This is a genomic window from Burkholderia sp. NFPP32 (assembly GCF_900119325.1).
Taxonomy (GTDB): Bacteria; Pseudomonadota; Gammaproteobacteria; order Burkholderiales; family Burkholderiaceae; genus Burkholderia; species Burkholderia pyrrocinia_C.
Genome location: NZ_FPJP01000001.1, coordinates 347137 through 367310 on the forward strand (window position 1 = coordinate 347137; position 20174 = coordinate 367310).

The 20174-nt window shown below is 68.3% G+C and carries 21 protein-coding genes and 2 tRNA genes; 15 read left to right on the forward strand and 8 right to left on the reverse strand.

Features of this window, described 5'->3' with window-relative positions; all coding sequences use genetic code 11:
• Positions 1-31: 31 nt before the first annotated feature.
• A complete protein-coding gene (locus BT264_RS01510; RefSeq protein WP_006476519.1) occupies positions 32-307 on the forward strand; it encodes a hypothetical protein in 276 nt (91 codons plus the stop codon).
• Positions 304-789 carry a GNAT family N-acetyltransferase gene (locus BT264_RS01515; protein WP_072436016.1) on the forward strand — a complete coding sequence of 162 codons (486 nt, stop codon included), beginning with the start codon at positions 304-306 and terminating at the stop codon, positions 787-789. Before BT264_RS01510 ends, BT264_RS01515 begins: the two co-directional genes overlap by 4 nt.
• Positions 790-898: 109 nt before the next feature.
• Here the strand turns inward: BT264_RS01515 and rmuC are convergent, their stop codons facing one another.
• The 5 genes from rmuC to pncB form a co-directional block, all read right to left on the reverse strand.
• Positions 899-2380: a DNA recombination protein RmuC gene (rmuC, locus tag BT264_RS01520; protein ID WP_072436017.1), complete on the reverse strand. Its 1482-nt coding sequence runs from the start codon at positions 2378-2380 to the stop codon at positions 899-901.
• Positions 2377-3366 (reverse strand): 2-hydroxyacid dehydrogenase, encoded by a 990-nt coding sequence (locus BT264_RS01525; RefSeq protein WP_072436418.1) that lies wholly within the window; start codon positions 3364-3366, stop codon positions 2377-2379. Before BT264_RS01525 ends, rmuC begins: the two co-directional genes overlap by 4 nt.
• Before the next feature lie 81 nt (positions 3367-3447).
• On the reverse strand, positions 3448-4878 hold the full coding sequence (locus tag BT264_RS01530; protein WP_072436018.1) for a sodium:proton antiporter: 1431 nt from the start codon (positions 4876-4878) through the stop codon (positions 3448-3450).
• A gap of 43 nt (positions 4879-4921) precedes the next feature.
• Positions 4922-5584: a LutC/YkgG family protein gene (locus BT264_RS01535; RefSeq protein WP_072436019.1), complete on the reverse strand. Its 663-nt coding sequence runs from the start codon at positions 5582-5584 to the stop codon at positions 4922-4924.
• Between the two features lie 87 nt (positions 5585-5671).
• Complete coding sequence (gene pncB, locus BT264_RS01540) at positions 5672-6871, reverse strand: nicotinate phosphoribosyltransferase (RefSeq protein WP_072436020.1); 1200 nt, start codon at positions 6869-6871, stop codon at positions 5672-5674.
• Between the two features lie 300 nt (positions 6872-7171).
• On the opposite strand from pncB, the gene fdxA reads away from it, so the two are divergent.
• The 8 genes from fdxA (at position 7172) to BT264_RS01590 (ending at position 11586) form a co-directional block, all read left to right on the forward strand.
• A complete protein-coding gene (gene fdxA / locus BT264_RS01555) occupies positions 7172-7495 on the forward strand; it encodes a ferredoxin FdxA (protein ID WP_034183076.1) in 324 nt (107 codons plus the stop codon).
• Between the two features lie 96 nt (positions 7496-7591).
• A tRNA-Asn gene (locus BT264_RS01560) sits at positions 7592-7667 on the forward strand.
• Between the two features lie 71 nt (positions 7668-7738).
• Positions 7739-7814, forward strand: a tRNA-Asn gene (locus tag BT264_RS01565).
• A gap of 120 nt (positions 7815-7934) precedes the next feature.
• Positions 7935-8420: a CreA family protein gene (locus BT264_RS01570; RefSeq protein ID WP_072436022.1), complete on the forward strand. Its 486-nt coding sequence runs from the start codon at positions 7935-7937 to the stop codon at positions 8418-8420.
• Between the two features lie 62 nt (positions 8421-8482).
• Positions 8483-9409, forward strand: a complete 927-nt coding sequence (locus BT264_RS01575) for an AraC family transcriptional regulator (protein WP_072436023.1) — start codon at positions 8483-8485, stop codon at positions 9407-9409.
• A gap of 124 nt (positions 9410-9533) precedes the next feature.
• Positions 9534-10313 carry an AzlC family ABC transporter permease gene (locus BT264_RS01580; protein ID WP_072436024.1) on the forward strand — a complete coding sequence of 260 codons (780 nt, stop codon included), beginning with the start codon at positions 9534-9536 and terminating at the stop codon, positions 10311-10313.
• The gene (locus BT264_RS01585) at positions 10310-10648 is read left to right on the forward strand and encodes an AzlD domain-containing protein (protein ID WP_034183072.1); all 339 of its coding nucleotides are present in this window, start codon (positions 10310-10312) and stop codon (positions 10646-10648) included. Before BT264_RS01580 ends, BT264_RS01585 begins: the two co-directional genes overlap by 4 nt.
• Before the next feature lie 161 nt (positions 10649-10809).
• On the forward strand, positions 10810-11586 hold the full coding sequence (locus BT264_RS01590; RefSeq protein ID WP_072436025.1) for a DUF4088 family protein: 777 nt from the start codon (positions 10810-10812) through the stop codon (positions 11584-11586).
• A gap of 131 nt (positions 11587-11717) precedes the next feature.
• Here the strand turns inward: BT264_RS01590 and BT264_RS01595 are convergent, their stop codons facing one another.
• Entirely contained in the window at positions 11718-12119 is a 402-nt protein-coding gene (locus tag BT264_RS01595) for a hypothetical protein (protein ID WP_072436026.1), read from the reverse strand.
• 270 nt (positions 12120-12389) lie between these two features.
• Between BT264_RS01595 and BT264_RS01600 the strand changes: the two genes are divergently transcribed.
• The 3 genes from BT264_RS01600 (at position 12390) to fumC (ending at position 15674) form a co-directional block, all read left to right on the forward strand.
• Positions 12390-12608 (forward strand): RNA-binding S4 domain-containing protein, encoded by a 219-nt coding sequence (locus BT264_RS01600; RefSeq protein WP_006486208.1) that lies wholly within the window; start codon positions 12390-12392, stop codon positions 12606-12608.
• A gap of 132 nt (positions 12609-12740) precedes the next feature.
• Positions 12741-14129 (forward strand): multidrug efflux MATE transporter NorM, encoded by a 1389-nt coding sequence (gene norM, locus BT264_RS01605; RefSeq protein WP_072436027.1) that lies wholly within the window; start codon positions 12741-12743, stop codon positions 14127-14129.
• A gap of 150 nt (positions 14130-14279) precedes the next feature.
• Positions 14280-15674, forward strand: a complete 1395-nt coding sequence (gene fumC, locus BT264_RS01610) for a class II fumarate hydratase (RefSeq protein WP_072436028.1) — start codon at positions 14280-14282, stop codon at positions 15672-15674.
• Between the two features lie 46 nt (positions 15675-15720).
• On the opposite strand, the gene BT264_RS01615 is transcribed toward fumC, so the two are convergent.
• Both BT264_RS01615 and BT264_RS39050 read right to left on the reverse strand, forming a co-directional pair.
• Entirely contained in the window at positions 15721-16233 is a 513-nt protein-coding gene (locus BT264_RS01615) for an acyl-CoA thioesterase (RefSeq protein WP_072436029.1), read from the reverse strand.
• A gap of 130 nt (positions 16234-16363) precedes the next feature.
• The gene (locus BT264_RS39050; protein ID WP_177318328.1) at positions 16364-16504 is read right to left on the reverse strand and encodes a hypothetical protein; all 141 of its coding nucleotides are present in this window, start codon (positions 16502-16504) and stop codon (positions 16364-16366) included.
• Between the two features lie 199 nt (positions 16505-16703).
• On the opposite strand from BT264_RS39050, the gene BT264_RS01625 reads away from it, so the two are divergent.
• Both BT264_RS01625 and BT264_RS01630 read left to right on the forward strand, forming a co-directional pair.
• Positions 16704-17411, forward strand: a complete 708-nt coding sequence (locus BT264_RS01625; protein WP_072436030.1) for an ArsR/SmtB family transcription factor — start codon at positions 16704-16706, stop codon at positions 17409-17411.
• Between the two features lie 162 nt (positions 17412-17573).
• Entirely contained in the window at positions 17574-20120 is a 2547-nt protein-coding gene (locus BT264_RS01630) for a DUF6600 domain-containing protein (protein WP_072436031.1), read from the forward strand.
• The last annotated feature ends 54 nt before the right edge of the window (positions 20121-20174 follow it).

Sequence of the window (20174 nt, forward strand, 5' to 3'; positions counted from 1 at the left end):
ATCGATATATCTCTACGGGGGCAATCCGCACATGAAGAAACAAATTTCGTCGATCGCCGCGGGGCAGACCGCGAAGGCGTTGATCCTCGTCTACCTGACGTTCAGCGTGCCGATCGTGCTGCTCGGCATTCTCGTCGCGTACATCCGTTACGGGATGGTCGAGTTGAGCACGATCCTGAGCGCGCTGCTGCTGAACGCCATCCTCGGCTTCGTGCTGCTGTGGATCGCATGCCACGCATACAATTGGGTCGCATCGCGCTTCGGCGGCATCGAGATCGTGTTGTCCGATCCGCCGGAGGAAGCGTGAGCGACGCGCCGCTGATCCGCGCGGCCGAAGCGCGCGACGCCGGCACGATCCTCGCGCTGATGCGCGAGCTGGCCGAATTCGAGAAGCTCACGCACCTGTTCGTCGCGACCGAAGCGGATCTCGCCGACGCGCTGTTCGGCGAGCGGCCTGCCGCCGAAGCGCTCGTGGCCGAGCGCAACGGCGCGATCGTCGCGTATGCGCTGTTCTTTCACAACTATTCGACGTTCCTCGGTCGTCGCGGCCTCTATCTCGAGGATCTGTACGTGCAGCCGTCGCAGCGCGGCACCGGCCTCGGCACCGCGATGCTGCGCCACCTCGCGGCACTGGCCGTCGAGCGTCGTTGCGGGCGTTTCGAATGGTCGGTCCTCGACTGGAATCAGCCCGCGATCGATTTCTACGAAAAGATGGGCGCGACCGTGCTGCCCGAATGGCGCATCGTTCGCGTAACGGGCGACGCGCTGGATACGCTCGCAGGCCGCTGAGCGTCGGCCCGCGCGAGCCGCGGCCGAACTACCCCTGCCGCAAAAGGAAACGGGCGCCGACGGCGCCCGATTTCATTGCGATCCGCCCGCACTCGAGCGGCTGAACCCGTCAAGCGTCGTCGGCATCGGCACCGCCGTCCGCGCCGTCCGAACCGAGCAAGCCAGCCGCCGTATCGCCCGGCAACGCCTCGACCTGCTTCAGCTTGCGGCTCATCACACGCGTACGCTGCTCGGCGGACTCGATCGAGCGCGTGACCGTTTCGAGCTGCGCCTTCGTGCGCGCGAGCACGTCGCCGAACTTGCCGAACTCCGTCTTCACCGCGCCGAGCACCTGCCAGACCTCGCTCGAGCGCTGCTCGATCGCGAGCGTACGGAACCCCATCTGCAGGCTGTTCAGCAACGCGGTGAGCGTCGTCGGCCCCGCGACCGTCACGCGGTAGTCGCGCTGCAGCAGGTCGGTCAGCCCCGGGCGGCGCAGGATTTCCGCATAAAGCCCTTCGGTCGGCAGGAACAGCAGCGCGAAATCGGTCGTGTGCGGCGGCGCGACGTACTTCTCGGCAATCGTGCGCGCCTCCAGCCGCACGCGCGCTTCGAGCGCACGTGCCGCTTCCTCGACCGCCGCCGTATCGGCGCGCTCCTGCGCGTCGATCAGCCGCTCGTAGTCTTCGCGCGGAAATTTCGCGTCGATCGGCAGCCACACCGGCGGCGCATCGCGCGTGCCCGCATCGCGGCCCGGCAGCCGGATCGCGAATTCGACGCGCTCGGTACTTTTCGGCACCGTCGCGACGTTCTTCGCGTACTGATCGGGTGTCAGCATCTGTTCGAGCAGCGCCTCGAGCTGCACCTCGCCCCAGGTGCCGCGCGTCTTCACGTTGGTCAGCACCTTTTTCAGATCGCCGACGCCCGCCGCGAGCGTCTGCATCTCGCCGAGCCCGCGATGGACCTGCTCGAGCCGGTCCGACACGAGCTTGAACGATTCGCCGAGCCGCTGTTCGAGCGTCGCGTGCAGTTTCTCGTCAACGGTGCGGCGCATCTCCTCGAGCTTCGCCGCGTTGTTCGTCTCGATTTCCTTCAGCCGCTGTTCGAGCGTCGCGCGCACTTCGCCAATCCGGCGATCGTTCGCTTCGGTCAGTTGCGTGAGCTGCCGGTTCAACGTATCGCCGAACAACCTGAGCGCGGCCGTCTGCTCCTCGCGCGCCTGCTGCGCCTGACGCTGCACGCTCTCGCGCATCGCGTCGAACTGCTGCGCATTGCCGGCGACGAGCTTGCCGAGCTGCTGAGCGAAACCCTCGATCTGGTTGTTCTGCACGGTCGCCACGCTCGTCAATTGCGCGGCGAGCGTCTGCTGAAGCTGCGAGAAACTGCCGGCCAGCTCGGTGCGCGAACCGCGCGCGTTCTCGACGATCTCGCCGCGCAATTCGCGTTCGAGCCGCTCGACCGCGCGCGCCTGCGCATGCGCGGCATCCTCGATCTGGTCGCCGAGCACCCCCGCATCGTCGTGGCGGCCGCCGCCGCGCACGATCGCGACGATCGCCACCGCGAGCGCGACGGCCAGCACGACGACCGCCGCAAGCAACAACGTCATCGTCATGCGCGCGGCTTCCCGATCACGTCAGGGTTGATCGGATTCGGCGGCTGCCCCGCGCGCGGCCCCTCGCCCAGTGCGGCGATCAGGTTGTCGGCGGCAAGGTTCGCCATCGCACGGCGCGTCTTTTCGGTCGCGCTCGCGATATGCGGCGTCAGCACGACGTTCGGCACCTCGAGCAGCGCCGGATGCACGGCCGGTTCGCCTTCGTACACGTCGAGGCCGGCCGCGGCGATCGTCCCGTCGCGCAGCGCAGCGGCCAGCGCCGCGTCGTCGACGATCCCGCCGCGCGCGATGTTGGTCAGCGTCGCGGTGGGCTTCATCTTCGCGAGTTCGGCCGCGCCGATCGTGTGATGGTTTTCCTTCGTGTACGGCAGCACGAGCACGACGTGATCGGCGCGCGCGAGCAGCGCATCCTTCGACACGTATTCGGCGTTCAGCTCGGCCTCGATCTCGGGCGCGACCCGCGACCGGTTGTGATAGATCACCTGCATCCCGAAACCGCGCGCGCGGCGCGCGAGCGCCTGGCCGATTCGGCCCATCCCGATGACGCCGAGCGTCGAGCCGTAAATGTCGTTGCCGAGGAAACCGTCGTACGCCCACTTCTGCCAGTGACCGGCGCGCAGCCAGTGTTCGGATTCGGCGATCCGGCGCGCGGCGGCCATCATCAGCGCCCAGCCGAAATCGGCGGTCGACTCGTTCAGCACGTCCGGCGTGTTGGTGCCGAGCACGTTCGCCGCGTTGAACGCGGCCATGTCGAAGTTGTTGTAGCCGACCGCCATGTTCGACACGACGCGCAGGCGCGGCGCCGCCGCGAGCGCCGCCGCGCCGACTGGATCGCCGGCCGTCAGCGCGCCGTCCTTGTCGGCCAGACGCGCGGTGAGCGCATCGGGTGCGAGCGCGTCGCCGTCGTTCCAGTCGACTTCGAAATACTGCTTGAGGCGTTCGATCACGTCCGGAAAGATCGGACGCGCGACCAGAATCTTCTGCATCGCCATCTCCGTATGCCGCGGGCCGATCGCGGCGCGCATCGCGCCGCCGGGACTGCCCGCGCTTGGTTGAAAGTTGTCAGGTTACGCCGGGAAGAAGATCAGCGACGTCAGCAGGAACACCGGCACCAGGATGACGAGCGCCCAGCCGAGGTATGCGAAGAAGCTCGGCATCTTCACGCCGCGCGACTCCGCGATCGCCTTCACCATGAAATTCGGCGCGTTGCCGATATAGCTGTTCGCGCCCATGAACACCGCGCCCGCGGAGATCGCGGCGAGCGTCGACGCACCCGTCGTCATCAGCGTCTGCGCATCGCCGCCCGCGAGGTTGAAGAACACCAGATAGGTCGGCGCATTGTCGAGGAACGACGACAGTAGGCCCGTCGCCCAGAAGTACATCGCGTCGACCGGCTTGCCGTCCGGCCCCGTGACGAGATGGACGATCTGCGCGAATGCGCCGTCCGCGCCCGCGCGCAGGATCACGATCACCGGCGCGATCGTCACGAAGATTCCCGCGAACAGCTTCGCTACCTCCTCGATCGGCGCCCAGTTGAACGCGTTGCCTTCACGTGCGGAACGCGGCGTCAGCGCGAGCGACGCGAGCGTCACGACCACGAGCGCGACGTCGCGCGCGAGGTTCTGCAGCGCGACGTGCGTGCCCCACACGTCGAACGCGATGTCCGGCTTCCAGATGCCGCTCATCAGCACGAGCGCGACCACGGCCGCGAGCAGCACGAAGTTGATCTTGCCGTCGATCGATAGCGCCGCGCCGTCGGGCGTCGGGTCGAGCGCGGCCGGCCGCTCCTCGCCGCCCTTCCGGTAGAAATACGTGTCGAGCACGAAGAACAGCGCCAGCAGCACGACGCAGATGAACAGCATCGGCAGCGCGAGATGGGTCGTCGTCCAGAAGAAGCTCACGCCGTTCAGGAATCCGAGGAACAACGGCGGATCGCCGAGCGGCGACAGCGAGCCGCCCGCGTTCGCGACGAGGAAGATGAAGAAAATCACGACGTGCACGACATGCTTGCGGTTGTCGTTCGCGCGCAGCAGCGGCCGGATCAACAGCATCGCGGCGCCGGTCGTGCCCATCACGCTCGCGAGCAGCGTGCCGAGCGCGAGGATCGCAGTGTTCAGCTTCGGTGATCCGTGCAGGTTGCCGTTCACGCAGATGCCGCCTGCCACCGTATAGAGCGCGGTGAGCAGCACGATGAACGGAATGTATTCCTCGAGCAGCGCATGCACGAGCGTGCCGAACGCGGTGCCCGCGCCGAACGCGAACGCGAACGGGATCAGGAACACGACCGCCCACCCCGCCGCAATCTTGCCGAAGTGGTGATGCCAGAATACCGGGGCAGCGAGCGGGAACAGTGCGATGGACAGCAGGATCCCGGCAAACGGGATGCCCCAGAGCGCGGACAGTGTGGCACCGTCGAGCGTTGCGGCCGAGGCAAGCGCGGGAACGGCGCCAAGCGCGACTCCCGACGCCATGCCCGCCCAGGCGGCATGTCGTTTCATGCAGAACTTCCTTGTTCGAGTGGTAGTGGATGCGGCGGGCGCGTCATGCGCCCCGGACGACGATCGCATGCACGCGGTACGGGCCGTGCGCGCCCAGTACGATGGTCTGCTCGATGTCGCCCGTGCGCGACGGGCCCGACACGAAATTGACCGCGCGCGGCAACTCGCCGCGCTCCGCACGGATCAGCGCGAACGCGTCTTCATGACCGGCGACGATCCGCGACGCGGGCACGATCGCGATGTGCGTCTCCGGCAGCAGGCCGGCCGATGCATAGGTATCGGGACCGGACAGCAGCACCAGCGAACCCGTTTCGGCGGTCGCGCAAAAGCAGCCCGTGAGGCCGACGAGATCGCCGTCGCGCGGCTTGCGGCACTCGACCGACAGGCCTGCGCCGGCCCAGTCGAGATCGGCCAGCGTGCGCCATGCGACGGCCTGCGTCGGCAGGCCGTGAGCGGAAAGATAGCGGGCGGCGGCGGTCGGTGCGTCGGCGAGCGCCGCGACTTCGTCGACCGTCGTCGACAGGCGTGCCGCTTCGTCGACGAATGCGGCAACGAGATCGGCCGGCATCGGCGGACGCGGGCCCTGCGGATGGCGGGCGAGATAATCGGCGACGCCGTCGCGCTCCGCTGCATCGGGCTCGGCCGCGCGCCCCTGCGCCGCGCGAATGCGCGCGAGGATCTGGCGACGGGCAGCAGAAGTGTCCATGAACGGTCCTCGTGACGTTGGCGTGCAATACGTCGGATTATACCGGCCGCCCCTGCCGCCACGCACCTTCGACCGAACGGCCGACGCTCACTTCGACGCGTCTTCCTCGACCGGTTGCGCGATGCCGAACACCTGGCGCAGGTAGGCGAGATAGGCCTTGTCGTCGCACATGCTCTTGCCCGGCGAATCCGACAGCTTCGCGACTGGCTGGCCGTTGCAGCGCACCATCTTGATCACGATCTGCAGCGGCACGTAGCCGAGGTCGTTGGTGAGGTTCGTGCCGACGCCGAACGCGAGCTTGCAACGGCCGCGGAACCGTTCGTACAACTGCATGACCTTCGGGATGTCGAGCGCGTCCGAGAACACGAGCACCTTCGTGCGCGGGTCGCACCGGTTCGCCTCGTAATGGCGCAGCATCCGCTCGCCCCAGTCGAACGGATCGCCCGAATCGTGGCGCGCGCCGTCGAACAGCTTGCAGAAGTACATGTCGAAGTCGTTCAGGAACGCATCCATCCCGTAGACATCCGACAGCGCGATCCCGAGGTCGCCGCGGTATTCCTTCGCCCACATCTCGAAGCCGTAGATCTGCGAGTCGCGCAGCCTCGGGCCGAGCGCCTGGCACGCCTGCAGGTACTCGTGAGCCATCGTGCCGAGCGGCGTGATGTCGTGCTTCATCGCGTACAGCACGTTGCTCGTGCCCGCGAACTGCGGGCCGAGGCCGTCGCGCAGCGTGAGCGCGACTTCCTCGTGCCAGACCTTCGAGAAGCGCCGGCGCGTGCCGTAGTCGGCGATCTTGCAGTCGGCGAACTCGGGCTTCGCGCCGAGCAGCTTGATCTTCTCGCGCAGCCGCTCGCGGCCTTCGCGATAGTCGGGCTCGCGCTGCGTATTGCGGAAATAGACTTCGTTGACGATCGCGAGCACCGGGATCTCGAACAGGATCGTATGCAGCCACGGCCCCTCGATCACGATGTCGATCTCGCCGTTGCCCTTCGGCGAAGGCGTGATCGAAATGTACTTCTCGTTCAGGTGGAACAGCGCGAGGAAATCGACGAAATCGCTCTTGATGAAGCGCATCCGCCGCAGGTAGTCGAGTTCGACGTCGGAAAAACGCAGCGAGCACAGGCCGCGCACCTCGTCGCGGATCTCGTCGATGTACGGCACGAGATCGACGCCTTGCGTGCGGCACTTGAAACGGTATTCGACGTTGGCCGCCGGGAAGTGATGCAGGACGACCTGCATCATCGTGAACTTGTAGAGATCCGTGTCGAGCAGCGAAGTGATGATCATGATTTGCGGCACCGCCAATATCGTGACAGGGCCCCGGCGCACAGCGCGCCGCCCGGTCTGTCGGCCATGTTACCCGAATGCGGGCCCGACCATCGCGAAACCGCCTGCCGCCCCGCTCCGTCGCGCCGACGCCCGTATCCGGGTTCCGCTTTGCGCGCCCCTCGGCGGGGGCCCATAAACTAATCACGAAACGATATAAGCCGGAAAGCCGACCACGCCATGCGGGTTTTGCGCTTCAGTTACAATGCCGCTTTTGGCGCCAACGCCACCCCATATATACCGCCAAGCAGGAGCGTTTTAATGACTCACGTTGTGACCGAAGGCTGCATCAAGTGCAAATACACGGATTGCGTGGATGTGTGCCCGGTGGATTGCTTCCGTGAAGGTCCCAACTTTCTCGCCATCGATCCGGACGAGTGCATCGACTGCGCCGTGTGCGTTGCCGAGTGCCCGACCAATGCGATCTATGCCGAAGAAGACGTTCCGGGCGACCAGCAGCAGTTCACCGAGCTGAATGCCGAGCTGGCAAAGGGCTGGCCGTCGATCACGAAGACCAAGCCGGCACCGGCCGACGCGGACGAGTGGAAGGACGTGCAGGACAAGTTGCACCTGCTCGAGCGCTGATCGCGCGGCGGCCGCAGAATTTTTTTGTGCGCTGCGGCCCAAAAGTATTGACAGGTTAGCCAACACTCCATAAAATCTCGTTTCTCTGCTGTTTGTTCCCCGATAGCTCAGTCGGTAGAGCGCCGGACTGTTAATCCGTAGGTCCCTGGTTCGAGCCCAGGTCGGGGAGCCAAAAATGCATAGGCCCGTTGAAAGTGGACGGGCTTTTTGCTGGTAACCGAACACGCAGATGTACCGATTTATTCCCCGATAGCTCAGTCGGTAGAGCGCCGGACTGTTAATCCGTAGGTCCCTGGTTCGAGCCCAGGTCGGGGAGCCAGACAGCGAAAGGCCCGTCATTCGACGGGCCTTTTGTTTTTCCGGCCGCCCTTTCGCGTTATCGTGGCCCGGTCCCGCGCATGCTAGAGTCTCTGTCCCGCATTCGCATCCGGTTCCGTCGATGAAGCACCGCCTCCTGCGCGCCGCACCCTTCGCCGTCCTGCTCTCCGCATTCGCCATCGCGCCGCTCGCGCACGCGGAGGAAGTCGGCAGCGTCAATACCCACTTCCGCGTAACGGGCTCCGACCGCGTCGTCGTCGAGGCGTACGACGATCCGGTCGTCAACGGCGTGACTTGCTACGTGTCGCGCGCCCGCACGGGCGGCATCAAGGGCACGCTCGGCGTCGCCGAGGATCCGAGCGAGGCGTCGATCGCGTGCCGGCAGGTCGGCCCGATCACTTTCAAGGAACCGCTCAAGCAGCAGACCGACGTGTTCAGCGAACGCATGTCGTTCATCTTCAAGACGCTGCACGTCGTGCGCGTGGTCGACAAGAAGCGCAACACGATCGTCTACCTGACCTACAGCGACCGCATCGTCAGCGGCAGCCCGAAGAACGCCGTCACCGCGGTGCCGATGCCGGCGGGCACGACGATTCCGGTCAAGTAAGGCCCGCACCCGCCGGGCGCGCGAGCGATACACTGTCGGTTCGACCGCTCCCGCGCCCGATCATGTCTGCCACCCGCCTTCCAGACTCCGCACGCTACTGGCGCACGCCGCTGCTGCCGGAGGCAGATCTGGTCACGGCCACCTATCGCGACCACACGTTCGCGCCCCACTGGCACGACGCGTACACGATCCCCGTGATTCTCGAAGGCGCGGAACGCTTCACCTATCGCGGCAGCGGCCATGTCGCCGAAACGGGCACCGTGCCCGTGATCAATCCCGGCGAAGTGCATACGGGCTCGCGCGCGGCCGACGAAGGCTGGTGCTATCGCGTCAGCTACCTGCCGGTCGAATTCATCCGCGAACTCACAAGCGCGATCGCCGGCCGCCCGCAGGACGCGCCGTGGTTTGCCCCCGACGTGATTCGCGACGCCGACCTCGCGGCCCGGCTCGCGCTGGCGCACCGGATGATGGAAGCCGGCAGCGAGCGCGCGCTGTCCTCCCATGCGCACGGGCAGCCGGCCGACGATCCGGCGGCCGGCGATCCGGCGGCCGGTGATCCAGCCTCCGGCGCACCCATCTATGATCCGCTCGCCGCCGAAACGGCCATGCTCGACGCGCTGTCGACGCTGATCGTGCGCCATGCCGACGCGCAGCCGCGACCGGCGCCGCTCGCGGCGGACGAACCGCGCGTCGATGCGATGCGCGAGCGGCTCGCCGCCGATCTCACGTGCACGGTGACGCTCGACGAAGTCGCGCAGGCGGCCGGCCTGTCGCCGTTCCACGCGGCGCGCCTGTTCACGCGTACGACCGGCATGCCGCCGCATGCCTGGCGCAACCAGCTGCGATTGCAGCGCGCGCTGGCGCCGCTGCGGGCGGGCGTGCCCGTCGCCGACGTCGCGGCGGCCAGCGGCTTCGTCGACCAGAGCCACTTCACGCGGCATTTCAAACGGATGTTCGGCGTGCCGCCCGGGCGCTGGCAGGCGAGCTGACGCGCGGCTTCCCGCATCCGGCCGTTCGCTTGCCGCCGCGCCGACAACCGCCCGGGCCGCCACCCCGCCCGCGACCGCAAGAACATACAAGCCCGAAAACCACGGGCCCGCTATCCTCCAGCGCATGGAGGAGCACGCTTTGAACCCGGCTTTGAACCCGACACCCGCATCGCCCCGTCGCCGCCCGCTCAATGAATGGCTCGACGGCGCGCGCGACACGATCCCGATGATGATCGGCGCGGCGCCGTTCGGCGTGATTTTCGGCACGCTCGTCGGCGGCGGCCCGCTTGCCGCGTGGCACGGCGTGCTGATGTCGCTCGCCGTGTTCGCAGGCTCCGCGCAGTTCATCGCGCTCGGCCTGATCGCGGGCAGCGCGAGCTTCGTCGTCGTACTCGCGACGACGCTGATCGTGAACCTGCGCCACCTGCTGTACAGCGCGACGCTCGCGCCCTATGTCGCGCACCTGCCGCTGCGCTGGCGCGCCACGCTCGGCGCGCTGATGACCGACGAGGTCTTCGCGGTCGCCTATGGGCACTACCGGCACTTCCCGCCCGGTACGATCGGCCCGCACTACTTTTTCGGCTCCGGGCTCGCGATGTACCTGAACTGGCAGGTCTGGACGCTCGCGGGCATCGGCTTCGGCGCGGCATTCCCGGGCCTGCAGTCGCTCGGCCTCGATTTCGCGATGGCGGCGACCTTCATCGCGATCGTCGTCCCGCAGCTCGGCACGCTGCGCTATTTCGCGGCGGCCGCGACGGCCGGCACGCTCGCGTACTTCTGGCAGGGCTGGCCGTACAAGCTCGGGCTGCTCGGCGCGGTTGCCGCCGGCGTCGCGATCGGCGTCGCGCTGACGCTGAGGCACGAGCGCTCGCGCGCGCGGTCACGCACGGAGGCCGCATCGTGAGCTACGCGCTGCTGATCCTCGGGATGGCCGTCATCACGTACGCAATCCGCACGACGCTGTTCCTGTTCGGCGAGCGGCTGACCTTCCCGCCGCTCGTGCGGACCGCACTCGGCTTCGTGCCCGTCACCGTGCTGACCGCGATCATCGTGCCGATGACCGTCTCGCCGCATGGCGGCACGGCCGAGCTGACCTGGCGCAATCCGCAGCTCGTCGGCGCGCTCGCCGCCGTGCTCGTGTCGGCTGCGACCCGCCGCCCGCTCGTGACGATCGCGGCGGGTCTCGCGGTGTTCTTTTTCTGGCAAGGGATCGTGCTGCCGCACTGGCTGCCCGCCTGAGCGGACACTCCACCGCGCGCGCTCAAGTTTCCGCGCGGCGCGCCGATATAGGAAATGAAAACCCGCCACCGGCCTCGGCGCGCACCGGTCAGTCGACGCTGCGCCCGCACCGGTGCGCCGTGCCGACCGCCGGCCTGCGCGGGCCGCCATCGAGACGATTCATGGGCCAGATCACCCTTTCCCTCAAGGACGACACGCTCGAGTCCCTGCGCAAGGACTACGACGCGTTCGTCCGCGTGTCGCTGAAACTCGACCCGCAGTTCGCGACACCGTCGTTCGAGGATTTCCTGCGCGCGAAGCTGCTCGACAACATGGTTCCGCTGACCGAGCACGCGGTGCAGCGCATGCTGCAGGGCGGCCAGTACGCGTGGGCAAAGCGCACGCTCGACAAGGAATTTCCGGACGTCGTCGCGATCCTGATGCGGCAGGCCGGCGAATTCGGCTTCGGTTTCGCGTCGCGCTCCGAATGGACGCCCGACGAACTCGCGAAGGCGTGCCGCGACTGGGCGAAGGCGATCGTCGCCGAGGCGCAGGGCGACCCGGCGCAGATCGACCCGCTCGCGTCGCAGATCAAGGGCGCGGCTCAGGACATCCAGGCGCTCGAAGAACTGATGCAGACGCCCGCATGGCGACTCGCGGAATCGCTGCGGCAACGGATTTACGAGGCCAAGCTCGCATGCGAGATGAGCGTCGGCAGCACCGCGCGCGACAAGCTCGGCGAACTGCGCGGATTGCTGCGGCTCGGGCTCGCACATGGCTCGTTCCAGAAACAGGAAGCGCAGCAGATCATGGAATACCTGCGGCTGCTGAAACCGGAGATCTTCGTCGAAGAGCCGTACGACGTCTTCGCGCGGCTCGCCGCATGGCTGCGCAGCGTATTCACGCCGGCTGCCGCGCGCCCCGCGCAGGGACAAGGCCAGGGACAGCGCCGGCCGTGACCGCGCGCCCGCGCTGCTGAAAGCATGAACACATGAAAACGGCCCGGTTCGCGCGAAGTGAACCGGGCCGCCGGACGGCCGCCGTCGCGACGCGCCGTCCAGGGCGAGCGTCGCGCGGCGCCAGGCACCGCTTACTGCGTGGCGCCCTGGGCCGATGCACCGCCCTCCGCGCCGACCGATGCACCGCCTTCGGTCGCTTCGCCGGCCTTCGCCTTGGCCGAGCCGACATGGCTCTTGGCCGACTTCGCGGTGTGCTTCGCGTGCTTCTTGACCGAGTGGACGGCCGACGACGCCGTATCCTTCGCGCCGTCGGCTGCCGCGCCGACCGCATCGGTTGCGCCGCCGACCGCATTGCCCGACGCGTTCGCGCCGGCGCCGCCCTGCACGCCCGCGCCGACACCCGCTGCCGGGGTCTGCGCCTGCACGCCGGTACCTGCCGCGCCCTGCGCCGCCGCGCCCGTCTGGGCAAACGCGGCCGAAGTGGCGAACGCCGTCAGCGCGGCACCGATCAGCATCGTACGAATCTTGGACATGACAATCCTCCTCAAGAAGTTGTGGGCGCGAACCGCAGCGATGCGGTCCGTCGCGTCCCCCGCCGCAACACGCAGCAGGTACGACAAAAGACCCGCGGCCCGCACGGCAGGTTCTCGAATCTCTCAGACTGTTACCCACCGTTTCATTTGCTGACGAATCGCTCACAGTCCTTAACATCTGCGTGCCGCGGCCGCCCGCGCTCGCACGCCGGCCCGCGGTGCCGTATGATGCGAGGCGATTCCTTCCGCGCTTTGCGCACCTTCTTCGTCATGCCCAATCTGGATTTCACGCTGACCGGCGAATACGTCGAACTGCACAACCTTCTCAAGATCACCGGCCTCGCGGACAGCGGAGGCACCGCGAAGCTGATCGTCGCGTCCGGCGCGGTGAAAGTCGACGGCGCGGTCGAGCTTCGCAAGACCTGCAAGATCCGCGCGGGCCAGGTCGTGCTGCTCGGCGACACGCGCATCGCGGTGCGCGAGGCTTAGGGCCTGTTCCCCCTGTCCGCGACATGGCCATCGGCGCGCGCGTTCGACACGGTACGAATAAAGCCGTAAGCTAGCCGTCTCTCAAAATAAATACAGACAGCGCGGGCCCGCACCCGCGCGAGCGCCCATTCCATGTCGCATTCCGGTCTCACGCGGACGGCCGCCGCGCCGCCGTCGCTGTCCAGTCATGCTGCCGATACCGCGCGCCTCGCCGCACCACTCGCGATCGCGCAACTTTCACAAATGGCGATGAGCGTCACCGACACGGTGCTGCTCGGTTCGCTCGGCCCCGATTCGCTCGCGGCCGGCGGTCTAGGCGCGAACTTCTTCTTCGTCATCGTCACCATTCTGCAAGGCGTGCTGTCGTCGGTCAGCGTGAGCGTCGCGCATGCGCGCGGCGCCCAGGCCGAGGACCGCGTGCCGCACATCTACTGGACCGGGTTCGCGCTGTCCGTGCTGCTCGCAATTCCGGCAATCGCCGCGCTGTCGCTGGCCGAACCGATCCTGCTGATGTTCCACGAGCCGCCGCTGCTCGCGCATCACGTCGGCGAATACACGGGCATCCTGCGCTTCGCGGCGCTCGGCAGCCTGATCGGTGTCGGGCTGATGCGCGCGTTCCTGCCGGCGATCGGCGCCGCGCGGCGGCTGCTGTGGGTGTCGATCGGCGGTGTCGGCGTCAACGGCGTGCTGAACTACGGGCTGATCCACGGCGCATTCGGGCTGCCGCGCCTCGGCTTTCTCGGGTCGGCGGTCGCAACGACGATCACGATCTGGCTCACCGCGCTCGCGCTGATCTGGCTGCTGCACGGCCGGCAGCGCTTCCGCCATTTCGTGACCGCGGCGCGCCCGAAGCTGCCCGTGATGGGCGAGCTGATCGGCATCGGCTGGCCCGTTGCGATCACGTACGGGGTCGAATCGACGCTGTTCCTCGCCACCGGGCTCACGGTCGGCGTACTCGGTGCGACGTCGCTCGCCGCGCACCAGATCGCGCTGAACGTCGCGTCGGTATCGTTCATGGTACCGCTCGCGATCGGCCAGGCCGCCAACGTCCGGGTCGGCTACTGGGTCGGCGCGGGCTCGCCCGTCGCCGCGCGGCATGCGGGCTTCGTCGCGCTCGCGCTCGGCGTCGCGTTCATGTCGCTGTCGGGCATCGTGATGATCGTCGCGCCGCACACGATCGTCGGCCTGTATCTTCATCTCGACGACCCGGCCAATGCCGCCACGGTGTCGCTCGCGGCATCGCTGCTCGGCATCGCCGCGGTGTTCCAGATCGTCGACGGGATGCAGACCGTCGCGTCGGGCGCGCTGCGCGGCCTGAAGGACACGCGCATCCCGATGCTCGCCGCGACCTTCGGCTACTGGGGCATCGGCTTCCCGACCGGCTACTGGTTCGCGTTCCATGCAGGCCTCGGCGCGCGCGGCCTGTGGTGGGGGCTCGCGGCCGGCCTCGCGAGCGTCGCGGCGCTGATGGCATGGCGCTTTCATCTGAAGACCGCGTCGCTCATCGCGGCGCGGCATTGAGCGCGGCACGACACGAAATCGCGGCCGACGCTATGCTTGTCGGCTGAAGGCCCGAAGTCCCGAAGACGCCGCGCGAGCGGCGCGACTGCCTCACGATACGCCCGACGCCGCGCATTGCGCGGCCTTTCCCCTTTCCAAGAGGAGTGCATCATGAACGAAGCAGTTCGGATGGAACGCGACACGTTCGGCGAGATCGCCGTGCCGGCCGACCGGCTCTGGGGCGCGCAGACCGAGCGCTCGCTGCAGAATTTCCGGATCTCGACGGAGAAGCAGTCGCCCGAGCTGATCCACGCGCTGGCGATCGTCAAGCGTGCCGCGGCGGCCGTGAACCAGTCGCTCGGCGTGCTGGCCGACGACAAGGCGCGCGCGATCATCGACGCGGCCGACGAGATCATCGCCGGCAAGCATCCGCGCGAATTCCCGCTCGCGGTCTGGCAGACGGGCTCCGGCACGCAGACCAACATGAACCTCAACGAGGTGATCGCGAACCGCGCGAGCGAGCTGATGGGCGGCGAGCGCGGCGAAGCGCGCAAGGTTCATCCGAACGACGACGTGAACCGCGGCCAATCGTCGAACGACGTGTTCCCGACCGCGATGCACGTCGCGGCCGCTTACGCGATCGTCAATCACCTGCTGCCGGCGCTGCGCACGCTGCGCACGACGCTCGACGCGAAATCGAAGGCGTTCGCCGATATCGTGAAGATCGGCCGCACGCACCTGCAGGACGCGACACCGCTCACGCTCGGCCAGGAGTTTTCCGGCTATGTCGCGCAACTCGACCAGGGCATCCGTCACGTCGAATCGGCGCTGCCGCACCTGTACGAACTCGCACTCGGCGGCACCGCGGTCGGCACGGGGCTGAACGCGCATCCGGAGTTCGCGGTGCGCGTCGCCGACGAAATCGGCCGCCTGGCGAAGCTGCCGTTCGTGACGGCGCCGAGCAAGTTCGAGGTGATGGCGGCGGCTGACGCGCTGGTGTTCGCGCACGGCGCGCTGAAGACCGTCGCGGCCGGCCTGATGAAGATCGCGAACGACATCCGCTGGCTCGCGAGCGGGCCGCGCTGCGGGCTCGGCGAGCTGTCGATTCCGGAGAACGAGCCGGGCAGCTCGATCATGCCGGGCAAGGTGAACCCGACACAGTCGGAGGCCGTGACGATGCTGTGCTGCCAGGTGTTCGGCAACGACGTCGCAGTCAACGTCGGCGGCGCGAGCGGCAATTTCGAGTTGAACGTGTTCCGGCCGATGATCGCGCACAACGTACTGCAATCGGTGCGGCTGCTCGCCGACGGCGCGCAGAGCTTCAACGACCACTGCGCGGTGGGCATCGAGCCGAATCGCGCGCGCATCGACCTGCTGCTGAACGAATCGCTGATGCTCGTGACGGCGCTCAATCCGCATATCGGCTACGACAAGTCCGCGCAGATCGCGAAGAAGGCGCACAAGGAAGGTACGACGCTGAAAGCCGCCGCGCTCGCGCTCGGCTACCTGACCGAGGCGGAATTCGATGCGTGGGTGCGTCCCGAGCAGATGATCGGGTCGCAGTAATGGCGGAACGACGGGCGCGGCGCGAAGGGCGCGGCGCCCGCGCCGGTCAGACCGTGCCCTTCGCGACCTCTTCCGGCTTCAACTCGACGATCTTGTCGAGCGCGGCCCGCACGTCGGCCGCATATTTCGCGAGCACCTTCTGCTCGTCGGTCTCGGGCACGAACGGCGGCACCGGTACCGGGTTGCCGTTCTCGTCGACCGCGACGAACACGACCAGGCAATCGGTCGTCTGGCGCAACACGCCGCCCTTCGGATCGCCGGCGTGCACGGATACATGGATATGCATGCTGGTGCGCCCCGTCGCGACGACGCGCGCCTTCAGCTCGACGAGATTGCCGACCAGGATCGGGCGCTGGAAACGGATGTTGCCGACACTGACCGTCACGCAATAGCGGCTCGACCAGACGGCCGCGCATGCATACGCGACCTCGTCGATCCACTTCATCAGCGCGCCGCCATGCACCTTGCCGCCGAAGTTCACGGACGACGGCTCGGCGAGGAAGCGGAATACGGTTTCGGTGCGGTCGAGAGCGGCCGGTACGGGGGACGGTTGGGGCATCTTGTTGGCTCCGGGCGGCAGGGGCGCTGTGATCGGGCCATTATACGTTGCACTGCGGCAACGCGTCGCGGGGCGCCCCGTATGGCGCGGCGGCGCCGACGCGCCCGAAACGCACACGGATCGGCGCCCGTCAGCGGCGTATCGTGATGCCCTGGTCGATCGTCCCGTACATCTCGAGGCTGCCGCCCCGCGCGCCGGCAGTGCCCGCGCCGCCCTGCGCACAGGCCGCGCAGACGAGCGCGGCCGCCAACAGGCAGAAAATCGTCTTCATCGTTGCATCGTGTCACGTGCGGCGGCCCGCTGCCGCCGCGTCCGGCCATTCTACGCGTGCCCCGCACGGGACCGCAGCCCGGTCTCCCGCAGGGTCGGCGCCCGCGCCGGTACCGCTATTCGACATTTCAGCCGGATCCGAAACATCGAATGCCCGCACCCACTACACTGCACGTCATCCCGCCTGACGAGACACGACGATGACCGATCACGACGACCACCACTTTCCGGGCCTGAGCCGCATCGGCGCGCTGATCGCCGACCCGGGGCGCGCCGCGATGCTGTGGGTGCTGATGGACGGCAGCGCGCGACCGGCCGGCGAACTGACGATGATCGCGGGGCTGTCGCCGTCCGCGGCAAGCGCGCATCTCGCGCGGCTGACCGAAGGCGGCCTGCTCGCGCTCGAAGTGCGCGGCCGGCACCGCTATTACCGGATCGCATCGTCCGACATCGCGGCATCGCTCGAGGCGCTCGCGAACGTCGCCCGCGCGGCCGCGCCGCACCGCCCGGTTCCGCCGCCGTCGCGCACGGTGCCGGCCGAACTGCGCTACGCACGCACCTGCTACGACCACATGGCCGGCGAACTCGCAGTGCGCATCTTCGACGGGCTCACCGCGCGCGGCTGGCTGCTCGCCAACGGCGATGAGATCGAGACCACCGAACTCGGCACCCGGGCGCTCGCGCAATGGGGCATCGACGTCGCCCAGCAGCGCGCGCGCCGGCGCCGCTTCGCGTGCGGCTGTCTCGACTGGAGCGAGCGGCGCTCGCATCTCGGCGGCGCGCTCGGCGCCGCACTGCTCGAGAGCTTCTGTGCGCACGGCTGGATCGAGCGCTCCGCACGACCGCGCGTGCTGCGCGTCACCGTGCCCGGACAGCAGGTTTTCGACGGGTGGCTTACGTCCGCTTGACGCCAGCATTGCAGCTGCACGACAACGGCTCGCGATGGACAGGTTTTGTTACATCGCGTGCCATCCGGCTTACAAAACACCGAGCACTGAAACAGACCGAGCGGATATTGTGAACTCAACGGCACGAATCGACGCGCCGCGATAACGACGAAGACGCTCACCATGGCCCCCCTGTTCACGCTCAAGCGATCCGCCCGCTATACGCTGCTCGCGTTCGTCGCGCTTGCGACGCTGCCCCCCGCATTCGCACAATCGGCCGATGCCCCGCCGTATGCGGCCGCGGCCCGGCAACCGGGCGGCGATCCGCCGGGCCGCGTCGCGCGGCTCAATTACCTGTCGGGCGCCGTGACGACCGAACCGGCCGGCACCGATACATGGTCGTATGCCGCCGTGAACCGGCCGCTGACGACCGGCGACCAGCTCTGGAACGATGCCGGCGCGCGCTCGGAGCTGCATATCGGCTCGACCGCGGTGCGGCTCGGCAATTCGACGAGCCTGTCGGTGCTGAACCTCGACGACACGACGACGCAACTGAAGGTCGGCCTCGGCACCGTATCGACGCACGTGCGCCAGTTGCCGGCCGGCGGATCGTATGAAATCGACACGCCGAACCTCGCGCTCGGCATCACGGGCCCCGGCGACTATCGCGTCGATGTCGCGCCGAACGGAGCGAGCACGACGGTCACGGTGCGCAGCGGCAGCGCGACCGTCTACGGCAGCAACGGACAATACCCGCTGTCACCCGGACAGCAGGTCGTGTTCACGGGCACCGACCTGCAGGTTGCGCAGCAATCGCCCGCGCCGGGCCCCGATGCGCTCGACCAGTGGGCCGCCAGCCGCGACGCGGCCGAGGAGCGCTCGGTATCGGCCCGCTATGTGTCCCGCAACGTTCCCGGCTACCAGGATCTCGACGCGAACGGCACGTGGCGCGAAACCCCGAATTACGGCTCGGTATGGGTGCCGAACGACACGCCGGCCGACTGGGCGCCGTATCACGACGGCCACTGGATCTGGCAGGCACCGTGGGGCTGGACGTGGGTCGACGATGCACCGTGGGGCTTCGCGCCGTATCACTACGGCCGCTGGGCGTACGTGGACGATAGCTGGGCATGGGTGCCCGGCCCGATGGTCGTCAGCCAGCCGCCCGTCTATGCGCCGGCGCTCGTCGCGTTCGTCGGTGGCGGCGGCGGTCCCGACTGGAGCGTCGCGCTCACCGTCGGCGGCGTCGCCGCGGCCGGCTGCGCATGGTTCGCGCTCGGCCCGGGTGAGCCGTGGCACCCCGGCTGGGGCGGCTGGAGCCCGCACTACTACGATCGCGTGAACCGCAACATCGTGGTGAACAACGTCAACGTGAACAAGACCGTGAACGTGACGAACATCACCAATATCAACAAGACGTACGTGAACTTCCACGCGCCGCACGCGATCACGGCCGTGCCGGCCTCCGCGTTCGTGCACGGTCAACCTGTTGCGCACTTCTCGCAGCATGTCGATCCGCAGCAATGGCGCAATGCGCACGTGACACCGGGCACGCCCGGTATCGCGCCGGTGCGCCAGAGCTTTACCGGCGGGCTGCGCAATGCCGGCTACCGTCCGCCGGAGGCGATCGCGCAGCACCCGTACGTCGCGACGCGCAATCCTGCCGTGCCGGCCGCGTATCGCGACCAGGCCGCCGCCCACCTTGCGCAGCAAGGCGCACGCGTGCCGGGCGCCGGCGCCCCCGTCGTGAAGACGAACGTGCCGGCGGACTATACGGCTCGCCCGGTTCGCGTTCCGGGCAACCCGAACGGCGGCGCATGGGCAATGCACAACGTGCAGCTCGTGAATCCGCACGGCCCCGTCGTGCAACCTTCACGCGCGCCGCGCGAAGGCCAGCCGCCAGCCGCGCAGGCCGGACGTCCGGGCGCACCGGTGCCGGTGCCGGGCGCGCCGACTCTCGCGCGGCCGGCGAACGGCGAGAACCCCAATGCGCCGCGCTTCGCCAACGGCGGCATGTCGCAGGCACCGGGCAACCCGGCGCCGCGCCAGGCGTTCGGGCCCGGAGACGGTGTCCCGCATCCGCCGGTGGCCGGCAATTTCCCGTCGGGCAACGGCAACGCACACGCAGCCGAAGCGCCGTCACCGGCGTGGATGCAGCCGCACACGCCGATGGAGCGTCAGCGCCCCGCCCCGCCGGCCGCGCTGCACACGGCAGGACAGAATGCGCTGCCGCCCGTGCGCAGCGCGGTGCCGGTGCCGCATCCGGACGGCACGCCGGCTCCGCAGGGCGCGCAGCCCGGCGGCCGGAACGAAGCGCCGCGCGCGCTGCCGCAGCCGAGGTTCGACAATACGGCGCAAATCCCGCAGCCGCGTCCGCGCCCCGAATTCCCGACGCCGGCCCAGCATGGGCAGCCGCAACCGGAACGGGCCGCCCCCGCGCCGCAACCGCGCCCCGAATTCGCGCAACCGGCGCCACACCGCGAAGTCGCACCGCCGCGCGTGAACGAGTACCGCCCGCCGGCCCCCGCCGCACATGAAATGCCGCGCCCGCAGCCGCAGGCGCCGCGCATGGAGCCACGGCCGTCGATGCCCGCACCGCACGTGGAACCGCGCCCGTCGATGCCCGCGCCCCGAATGGAACCGCGGCCGCAACCGGCGCCGCACGTCGAGGCGCCGCGCCCGAGCAACCCGCCGCCGCAAGGCGGTCACGAAGAGCGGCACCGCCAGTAAGTGCCGCAAACGTGAAGCAAAAAGGCCCGACCGGCTGATGCCGGTCAGGCCTTC

Excerpts from the sequence above, each read along its gene's own strand:
- BT264_RS01510 (WP_006476519.1), top strand. The coding sequence starts at position 32 with ATGAAGAAACAAATTTCGTCGATCGCCGCGGGGCAGACCGCGAAGGCG.
- rmuC (WP_072436017.1), bottom strand. The coding sequence starts at position 2,380 with ATGACGATGACGTTGTTGCTTGCGGCGGTCGTCGTGCTGGCCGTCGCG.
- BT264_RS01525 (WP_072436418.1), bottom strand. The coding sequence starts at position 3,366 with ATGCAGAAGATTCTGGTCGCGCGTCCGATCTTTCCGGACGTGATCGAA.
- BT264_RS01530 (WP_072436018.1), bottom strand. The coding sequence starts at position 4,878 with ATGAAACGACATGCCGCCTGGGCGGGCATGGCGTCGGGAGTCGCGCTT.
- BT264_RS01535 (WP_072436019.1), bottom strand. The coding sequence starts at position 5,584 with ATGGACACTTCTGCTGCCCGTCGCCAGATCCTCGCGCGCATTCGCGCG.
- pncB (WP_072436020.1), bottom strand. The coding sequence starts at position 6,871 with ATGATCATCACTTCGCTGCTCGACACGGATCTCTACAAGTTCACGATG.
- fdxA (WP_034183076.1), top strand. The coding sequence starts at position 7,172 with ATGACTCACGTTGTGACCGAAGGCTGCATCAAGTGCAAATACACGGAT.
- BT264_RS01570 (WP_072436022.1), top strand. The coding sequence starts at position 7,935 with ATGAAGCACCGCCTCCTGCGCGCCGCACCCTTCGCCGTCCTGCTCTCC.
- BT264_RS01575 (WP_072436023.1), top strand. The coding sequence starts at position 8,483 with ATGTCTGCCACCCGCCTTCCAGACTCCGCACGCTACTGGCGCACGCCG.
- BT264_RS01580 (WP_072436024.1), top strand. The coding sequence starts at position 9,534 with ATGGAGGAGCACGCTTTGAACCCGGCTTTGAACCCGACACCCGCATCG.
- BT264_RS01590 (WP_072436025.1), top strand. The coding sequence starts at position 10,810 with ATGGGCCAGATCACCCTTTCCCTCAAGGACGACACGCTCGAGTCCCTG.
- BT264_RS01595 (WP_072436026.1), bottom strand. The coding sequence starts at position 12,119 with ATGTCCAAGATTCGTACGATGCTGATCGGTGCCGCGCTGACGGCGTTC.
- BT264_RS01600 (WP_006486208.1), top strand. The coding sequence starts at position 12,390 with ATGCCCAATCTGGATTTCACGCTGACCGGCGAATACGTCGAACTGCAC.
- norM (WP_072436027.1), top strand. The coding sequence starts at position 12,741 with ATGTCGCATTCCGGTCTCACGCGGACGGCCGCCGCGCCGCCGTCGCTG.
- fumC (WP_072436028.1), top strand. The coding sequence starts at position 14,280 with ATGAACGAAGCAGTTCGGATGGAACGCGACACGTTCGGCGAGATCGCC.
- BT264_RS01615 (WP_072436029.1), bottom strand. The coding sequence starts at position 16,233 with ATGCCCCAACCGTCCCCCGTACCGGCCGCTCTCGACCGCACCGAAACC.
- BT264_RS39050 (WP_177318328.1), bottom strand. The coding sequence starts at position 16,504 with ATGAAGACGATTTTCTGCCTGTTGGCGGCCGCGCTCGTCTGCGCGGCC.
- BT264_RS01625 (WP_072436030.1), top strand. The coding sequence starts at position 16,704 with ATGACCGATCACGACGACCACCACTTTCCGGGCCTGAGCCGCATCGGC.
- BT264_RS01630 (WP_072436031.1), top strand. The coding sequence starts at position 17,574 with ATGGCCCCCCTGTTCACGCTCAAGCGATCCGCCCGCTATACGCTGCTC.